We start from the raw sequence: 7,019 nt of genomic DNA, 5'->3' as shown, positions 1-7,019 counted from the left end.
GCACAGTCATCATGGGTTAAATGAGTACCGTAAGTTACGGTTTATTAAAGACTTTTTAGGGTCGAAGTCACTCAAATAGCATGAATTATGTCCATTAGCGACTACCTTCTACTTTTTAGCATGAATTTTGTCCATTACACCAAATTAATCTATAAAATATAAAAGCCCCAACGGACAGTTGGGGCTTTTTGCTTCAGGGCTATAGGCAGTTCTAAACAAGAGCGATACGATTGTAATAAAGTAAATAGCCACGTGCTACTGTTATAAATTTTTCTTGCTTGCTGTTCGCAAGCGTGACAGAGGCCGCGAAAAATTTACTCCAGTAGTACTCGTATCAGCTTTAAAATGAATCAACTCAGCTCAAACCTGTCCTGAACTGTTTGCCATATACGTTCGCTAACCTCACTAGCCGTACCAGTTGCATCAATACGCTGTATACGCTCGGGGTACTCGGTCGCCAGCGTGCTAAAACCTTTATGCACCCAAGTAAAAAACTCTGTTGCTTGTTGCTCAAAACGATCGGCTGCGCTACGTTTATTGGCACGCGCCATACCTTCTAATACGGGCAGGTCTAACCACAAGGTCAGCTCGGGTAGTTGCGTCAAAAACTGCTCGATAAGCAACTCAATCTTGGCACGTACTGCTTCATCACCATGCGCCCGCCCAAAGCCCTGATAAGCAATGGTCGAATCGGTAAATCTATCACATATCACCCATGTGCCGCGTTGTAGCGCTGGCAATATCACTTGCTGCATATGGTCACAGCGTGCGGCAAACATTAATAGCAATTCTGTATCATCATTAATAGCCGTCTCAGGGTCTAACAGGATAGCGCGCAAACGCTCCGCAAACGGACTACCGCCCGGCTCACGAGTACGCAGATAATCAATACCACGCGCCTGCAAATGTGCGCATAACTGCTCGATAGCGGTGGTTTTACCCACACCTTCAGTGCCCTCAAAACTGATAAAGCGCCCTTGAGTCGGTGTAGTGGTGTTTTGAGACAACGGTGTTTGTGTGGATGCTGACATGATATGACCTTATGTCATTGACGAGCGTTATATTTATAATGATAACGCTCAATAAACGAAATGCTCAATAAACGATAGGTTTCTTATTTAACAACAAGCTAAAGAAACAACTTACTGCGGCGGTGTTTGGGCTTTCTTTTCACGCATAACGCTGAGATATTTTTTTGCCGCTTGATTGTGCTCATTCAAGCTGCTGGTGAATTTATGCCCGCCGTTACCGGTCGCCACAAAGTATAGCGCTTCACTATCAGCAGGATGCAAAGTCGCTTCGATGGAAGCCGCAGACGGCAGGGCGATTGGTGTGGGCGGCAAGCCATCAATTTGATAGGTATTATAAGCAGTTTTTTCATCGATATCTTTACGGCGAATATTGCCGTCATAGCGACTGCCCATACCATAGATAATGGTCGGATCGGTTTGCAGGCGCATGCCTTTATTGAGGCGATTATTGAACACTGCTGATACCAAAGGACGCTCTTCTACCACGCTGGTTTCTTTTTCGATGATAGATGCCATCACCAGCGCTTCATAAGGGGTTTTATAAGGCAAATTAGGCGCACGGTTTTCCCACGCGTCGGTCAGCGCTTGCTGTTGACGCTTATACAAGTCAGTCAGCACTTTTTTATCACTGGTGCCTTCACCGTAATAATACGTATCTGGGGCAAACCAGCCTTCAAGGTTATGATTGACGATAGCATCATCACTGCTGGTCACCGCATCGGGCAATATACCTGCCAAATCCAATGTCTGAGCAATACTGGCATTGTCGTTATCATTGCCACTAGCGTCGGTCAGTGCCTCTTTTATGATATTGTCATTATCGCGTAACGCTTGATATAAATCCTTCGAGGTTTTGCCTTCGATGATTTGTACCTTAACCATCGCCGCTTTTGCCCCTTGCCCTAGCACTTGTAGTGCCTCAGCAATGGTGGGATTTTCTGGTAATTGGTAGATACCCGCATGCAGTGGGCCATCGACTTGCGACTTGATATACAGCTTGGCGATACTGGCAGAAAACAGCGGAATCTGCTGTTGCCATTGCGGCAATAATCCATAATATGTCTGACCCTGCTCAATCGTGACCATCTGCTTTGGCTGCTCAACACGTCCAAATAATGTCTGATAAACCATCACTAGCAAAAATGCAGCTATGAGCCCCAGCACGAGCAACACCTGATAGCCGCGCTGCATAAAAAACGATTGATTGTCCGCTTTATACTCTCGCGGCTTACTGTCTCCACTGATGAGCGAGACATCCGTTGCTGGCGGCTGCTCTATCCCATCGACCTCTGGTTGCGTATCCGGCAGCGTGGTATCAACCGTATCGACACGCTCGTCAACAGTGCCATCTTGCTTATTCGATGGCGTATCATTAGGACGTTCAGGAGGCGTTTCAGGTGTAGGCTTGCTCATGGCAACTCGCGAGGCAGAAGTTTGCTAGAATTTAGCACTGAACTGTGTGATTTTCAATGGTATTTGCTTAGCTTATGCATTAACTCGGTGTTTAGGCCAAGTTATATGGCTTAATACTCATAACCCATCTGATAACGAAAATTGATTATGAATCTAAACTTTAATCAAAGTCTTGCCAAAAACTATAAATCTGAACCTCAAAGGATTAGGGTGCTAAGTGAAGATTGGGTCACTAATCAAAGCTATTGTCCAAATTGTAATGCCGAACCATTGGCTGAATTTGCTAATAACCAACCTGTCGCTGACTTTTATTGCTCAAACTGTGACGAGGAATATGAGCTAAAAAGTAAAAAGGCAAAGTTGAGTAACGTTATTAATGATGGTGCTTATGACACCATGATTGAACGTATCAGTAGCGAAGATAATCCCAGTTTTTTCTTTTTAACCTACTCTCAAGAATATACAGTCAATAACTTTTTAATCATTCCAAAACAGTTTTTTAAACCGGACATGATTATAAAGCGCAAACCTTTATCAGCCACTGCCAAACGCGCAGGTTGGGTTGGCTGTAATATCGATTTGCGTAAAGTGCCCGAATCAGGGAAAGTATTTTTGGTCAAAGACCAGCAAGTTATACCACGCGATAATGTCACCGAACAATTTCAAAAAACCTTGTTTCTACGTCAGCAATCTACAGCTTCGCGTGGTTGGACGCTAGACGTGTGGCAATGTATCGATAGACTAGAAGACAGCTTTTCTCTCAATCAAGTTTATGCGTTTGCTGACTTATTAAAACTCAAATACCCTGAAAACAACCATGTTAAAGATAAAATCCGTCAGCAATTACAAGTATTACGCAATAGAGGCATTATTGAGTTTTTGGGTCGTGGACATTATCGGAAATTATATTAAGTTTGATTATCATCCCAAAGAGGCAAATAAGCGCTTGCCACCAATCGTTCATAGAACTTGTGCGGAGGATAGTCCATCTCCAACTCATCATTTACTTTAAAAAAAGTGTCCATATTATCCTTAATTCATTTAGAAGATTTATTTTTTACATGTTTATTCCAGCCTATTAATAGTCCTAATGGCGTACGAGAAGCTTTAGTAAAAGCTTGTCTTTTTACAGTAAGCGCACACATCACAGGTTCATCATGAAATAGTTTGTCTACGCCTTGCTCTATGACTTCTTGACGTATATGCGCATACTTAAATGTCCCACCAAATGCTGTATATTTTTTATCTTTTTCAGAATAAATAATATTGAATGCTATCCTTGAATAACCCGCTAAGTGAACAACTTCATCAGGATATTTTTTTGCTTTACGACATATTTCACTAAATAGCATCAATCGGCGGATTTGTAGTGGGATACGTTTTTCTTCATAGGTAGTACGCATTTATTATCTCCTGTTAAATAATATTTAATAAGATACGATCAATTTCTAAACACCTTAAATTATATTAAACGTTTCTCATTAAAGCGTTCAGGCCTCGGTTGTCCTTTATTATCACGGTATACGTCTGCGATTAACTCCTCTCTATCGTCCCATAAAGGTAAACGTGCCGTTGCAACGAGACGGTCATGAAACTTATGCGGTGGGTATTCTGATTCAATTTCATCATTGATTTTAAAAAAGTGTTCTTCACGATAATCGACGTAAGCGTGCATTCTATTTTTAACATAGTTATTCCAATACCAAACCAGCTGGATAGCTGTGCGCGCGGGCTGAGTAAACTGCTTTAAATTGACTGTTAGCGCCCTTGTTACTGGCTCATCGTTAGGGAAAACTCTAATACGTTGCTCGATAACTTCTTCTCTTGTTTCTGCATACTCAAACACACCACCAAACGCAATAAACTTTTTAAAGTCTTTCAAATACATAACACCGAGCGATAATTCAGTAAATCTTGATAAGTGAATAATTTCATCAGGTTGTTTCTTTGCTAATTTGCAAATCTCATCAAAAATTAATAGTCGACGGATTTGTAGAGGTATTCGTTCATCTTCGTAGATGTATTCCATAGATTTCCTTCCTTATCAAATCGCTATAATTGATCGATTTTCCTTAGCGCACAAGGCTACGTAACAAAAGACGATCACTTCTTTTTGAGCGCCCTTGCTAATCTAGCGGATATAACTACTAAAGAAATTTTGATAAGCGTATATCGGGGATAGTAAGGATGAAAACAGATAAGAAATTAAAGAGAGTCTTTCAGATAGAGATTGTCGAGACGCTAAGCAGTATTGTGGAAGTTAATGCAGAGAACGAGCAAGAAGCACTATTAAAGGCGCAAGATACGTATCGAAACGAGGAAGTTGTTTTGTATGCTTACGATTGTATTGATACTAAATTTAATATTTTTAAATACGATTAAATCGCTTAAAAACCTATCACTTCACCCGATAATAACGTCAGCCTTTTCATAGGCATGACACCGCGCAGCGCATTGCAAAAGAATAGCTGCTTTAATCTAGGTAAATCTTCGTCTTTTAATGACCTGATAATGACAGGATTTTTGCTAGTAGATAAAGCATCGATAATTACCTGTCGCATGACGCCCGCGACACCCGATTGTGCCATCGACGGCGTGTACCATTGTCCTTGAGTTAAATAATTCGAGTCATGTTTATTGAGGTCTAAAAGGCTGTCAAATTGTGAGGATTGCGGCTCTAGCAATTGTGAGTCTGATAATTGATAAAACACATTGCTCATCGTGCCTTCAACCCAGCGCCCGCTCATATCGCGCAGCAAACCTTCGCCAATACTAGCATTGTCTAGCCCTGCATTAGACGCTAATGCATGAGCCTTAATGGCTTGAAGCTCGCCACTTGCCAGCACATTATCCAGACGATTAAGGCTTTTGAGTCCTGCTAATGGCGGCGGTAGGCAGGCGAGCTGTGAAGACAAGCAAACGGCAGTACTGACAGGCTGCATGGGGACTAAACGATCATCAGATAAACGCAACTGCTCAGCCGTGCTAACGATCATCGTAGAAGATTTTAGCCAAATCTCGCAAGCGCTACCAGAGGCGCTGGGCGTATAACCATAACCACCAATATCTTGCGCGGCACGGGAGACGATGAGCTTGAGCATACCTTGTTGTAGCTGCTCGGCGTGCGTTTGCAAGGCCACTAATAAGAGCTGGCTGTCTAAATCGAGATGCAAAGAGCTGGCGTGAGAGTCAAGCCGCTGCTGATGATAGTCCAACCACAATATCTGACCATCGATGACGCCCATGGTAGTAAAAAAGCCATCACCGTATGCCAAACCGCGATTGTCTAATGAAGCGGTTGTCTGTGATTGACTGGACTTAGCATTTGGCGGATGTACACACATCCAGTTATTGGGCGACGTCAAAACCAGCCCCGCTTATGAGTTATTTGGCTGGACAGCAGTTTTATTGATGATCAGCATACAGCTATAGAACTCACATTTTGCCAGTTCTACTTTGTGTCCACCGACAACTTTATTTTTAGCAATTTGGCCATTGAGTATATCAGCGATTAGTCTGCCACCCTCTTCACCCATCAATTGGCGCGACAGTTTATAAGCCTTTTTGGCATGATTTTGACTCAGCTCTTTTTCTTTGTCAGAATCAGTAGGATTAGCAAAGTACCAGCCAAGCTCAAGATATTTTTCAGAGTCAATCACATCCAAATAAGGCTCATCCGTATTCATAAAGCGATATTTGGCTGCTGGATTACTGGCATAGTCTAGGCTATTTTCATCAGTACTCCGCACCTTCCCAAAAGATGATTTAATACCCTCTAACTCAGTTATATTGAGCGACTGTACCTTATCAGTACCCCAAGCCGATACATCATATTTCACTTGTGTGCCTTGCTGAGCAGTCGCGCCATCCAAGTCAGCATTAGAGGCAGCATTGTCCTGCACTGGCGCATTATTCTCTGTTTGCTTGCTGTCGTCTACAATTGTTTCAGCATTGGTATCTGATTTTTGGAGATCGTCTTTGCTGCTGTCACAGCTACTCAACGATACTCCAACTGCCATAACCATACCAACCACAAAGGTTTGTAGCGTGCTATTCCACATGGGCGATTTACTCACAGTTTTAAGTTAGTCTCAGGATAATATCAACGTGCTGGCAAATATAGCGCTGATAATGAAAAATTTTATTAATAAAAAGCGTGGCTAATAAAAGCTATAACCCAGCAATCATTAGAGTAGATTGATAGAGTGTTTTACTATTATATAGTTTACCGAACTGCTTAACACTTGACCACCCTTTACGTTACGGATAACACTCCAAGAGGGTACAGATTTGTTAAAGACCTTTTTGGATAAAAAACCTGCTTAATGAAAGGCTTACTGTTCAAGCATCAAGTTTGTTAATCGCCATGTTATCCCTTATGATGATTGGGTTTTGACGATTGCATTATCGACTGTTTTATCGATTTTTTATTCTTAGTTTATTGCTTCTTAGATTAACACATGAAGTGCAATACCAAATGTGAGGTGAAAAAAAGACCTAGATGCGCTAGCATCAAAGTTTTTATCCACCGACCAAAGTGAGATTGCAACCATGAACTATACACATCTAAGCCTA

The 7,019-nt window shown here is 42.0% G+C and carries 8 protein-coding genes; 2 read left to right on the top strand and 6 right to left on the bottom strand.

The features are described from left to right. Positions 1–350 precede the first annotated feature (350 nt). Together tmk and mltG are read right to left on the bottom strand one after the other, a co-directional pair. A complete protein-coding gene (tmk, locus tag EI161_RS12680) occupies positions 351–1,031 on the bottom strand; it encodes a dTMP kinase (protein ID WP_192529706.1) in 681 nt (226 codons plus the stop codon). A 111-nt stretch (positions 1,032–1,142) separates the two neighbouring features. After that, positions 1,143–2,444 carry an endolytic transglycosylase MltG gene (gene mltG, locus EI161_RS12675; protein ID WP_192529705.1) on the bottom strand — a complete coding sequence of 434 codons (1,302 nt, stop codon included), beginning with the start codon at positions 2,442–2,444 and terminating at the stop codon, positions 1,143–1,145. A 147-nt stretch (positions 2,445–2,591) separates the two neighbouring features. Between mltG and EI161_RS12670 the strand changes: the two genes are divergently transcribed. Continuing rightward, positions 2,592–3,356, top strand: coding sequence for a DpnI domain-containing protein (locus EI161_RS12670; protein WP_192529704.1), 765 nt, complete (start codon positions 2,592–2,594; stop codon positions 3,354–3,356). A gap of 125 nt (positions 3,357–3,481) precedes the next feature. Here the strand turns inward: EI161_RS12670 and EI161_RS12665 are convergent, their stop codons facing one another. Further along, positions 3,482–3,847 carry a hypothetical protein gene (locus tag EI161_RS12665; protein WP_192529703.1) on the bottom strand — a complete coding sequence of 122 codons (366 nt, stop codon included), beginning with the start codon at positions 3,845–3,847 and terminating at the stop codon, positions 3,482–3,484. Positions 3,848–3,906: 59 nt separating this feature from the next. Next, positions 3,907–4,473 carry a hypothetical protein gene (locus EI161_RS12660; protein WP_192522701.1) on the bottom strand — a complete coding sequence of 189 codons (567 nt, stop codon included), beginning with the start codon at positions 4,471–4,473 and terminating at the stop codon, positions 3,907–3,909. A gap of 158 nt (positions 4,474–4,631) precedes the next feature. Here EI161_RS12660 and EI161_RS12655 point away from each other — a divergent pair, with 158 nt between their 5' ends. Continuing rightward, positions 4,632–4,826: a DpnD/PcfM family protein gene (locus EI161_RS12655; protein ID WP_192529702.1), complete on the top strand. Its 195-nt coding sequence runs from the start codon at positions 4,632–4,634 to the stop codon at positions 4,824–4,826. 5 nt (positions 4,827–4,831) lie between these two features. On the opposite strand, the gene EI161_RS12650 is transcribed toward EI161_RS12655, so the two are convergent. Continuing rightward, positions 4,832–5,809 (bottom strand): aminotransferase class IV, encoded by a 978-nt coding sequence (locus tag EI161_RS12650; protein ID WP_225735382.1) that lies wholly within the window; start codon positions 5,807–5,809, stop codon positions 4,832–4,834. 12 nt (positions 5,810–5,821) lie between these two features. Beyond that, positions 5,822–6,520, bottom strand: a complete 699-nt coding sequence (locus EI161_RS12645) for a hypothetical protein (RefSeq protein ID WP_318779371.1) — start codon at positions 6,518–6,520, stop codon at positions 5,822–5,824. Between the last annotated feature and the right edge of the window lie 499 nt (positions 6,521–7,019).

The sequence above is a fragment of the Psychrobacter sp. FME5 genome (assembly GCF_014861375.1).
In the GTDB taxonomy this organism is placed as follows: domain Bacteria; phylum Pseudomonadota; class Gammaproteobacteria; order Pseudomonadales; family Moraxellaceae; genus Psychrobacter.
Note: the sequence above shows the minus strand (reverse complement) of the source record. Positions and strands in the feature narration are given on the sequence as shown.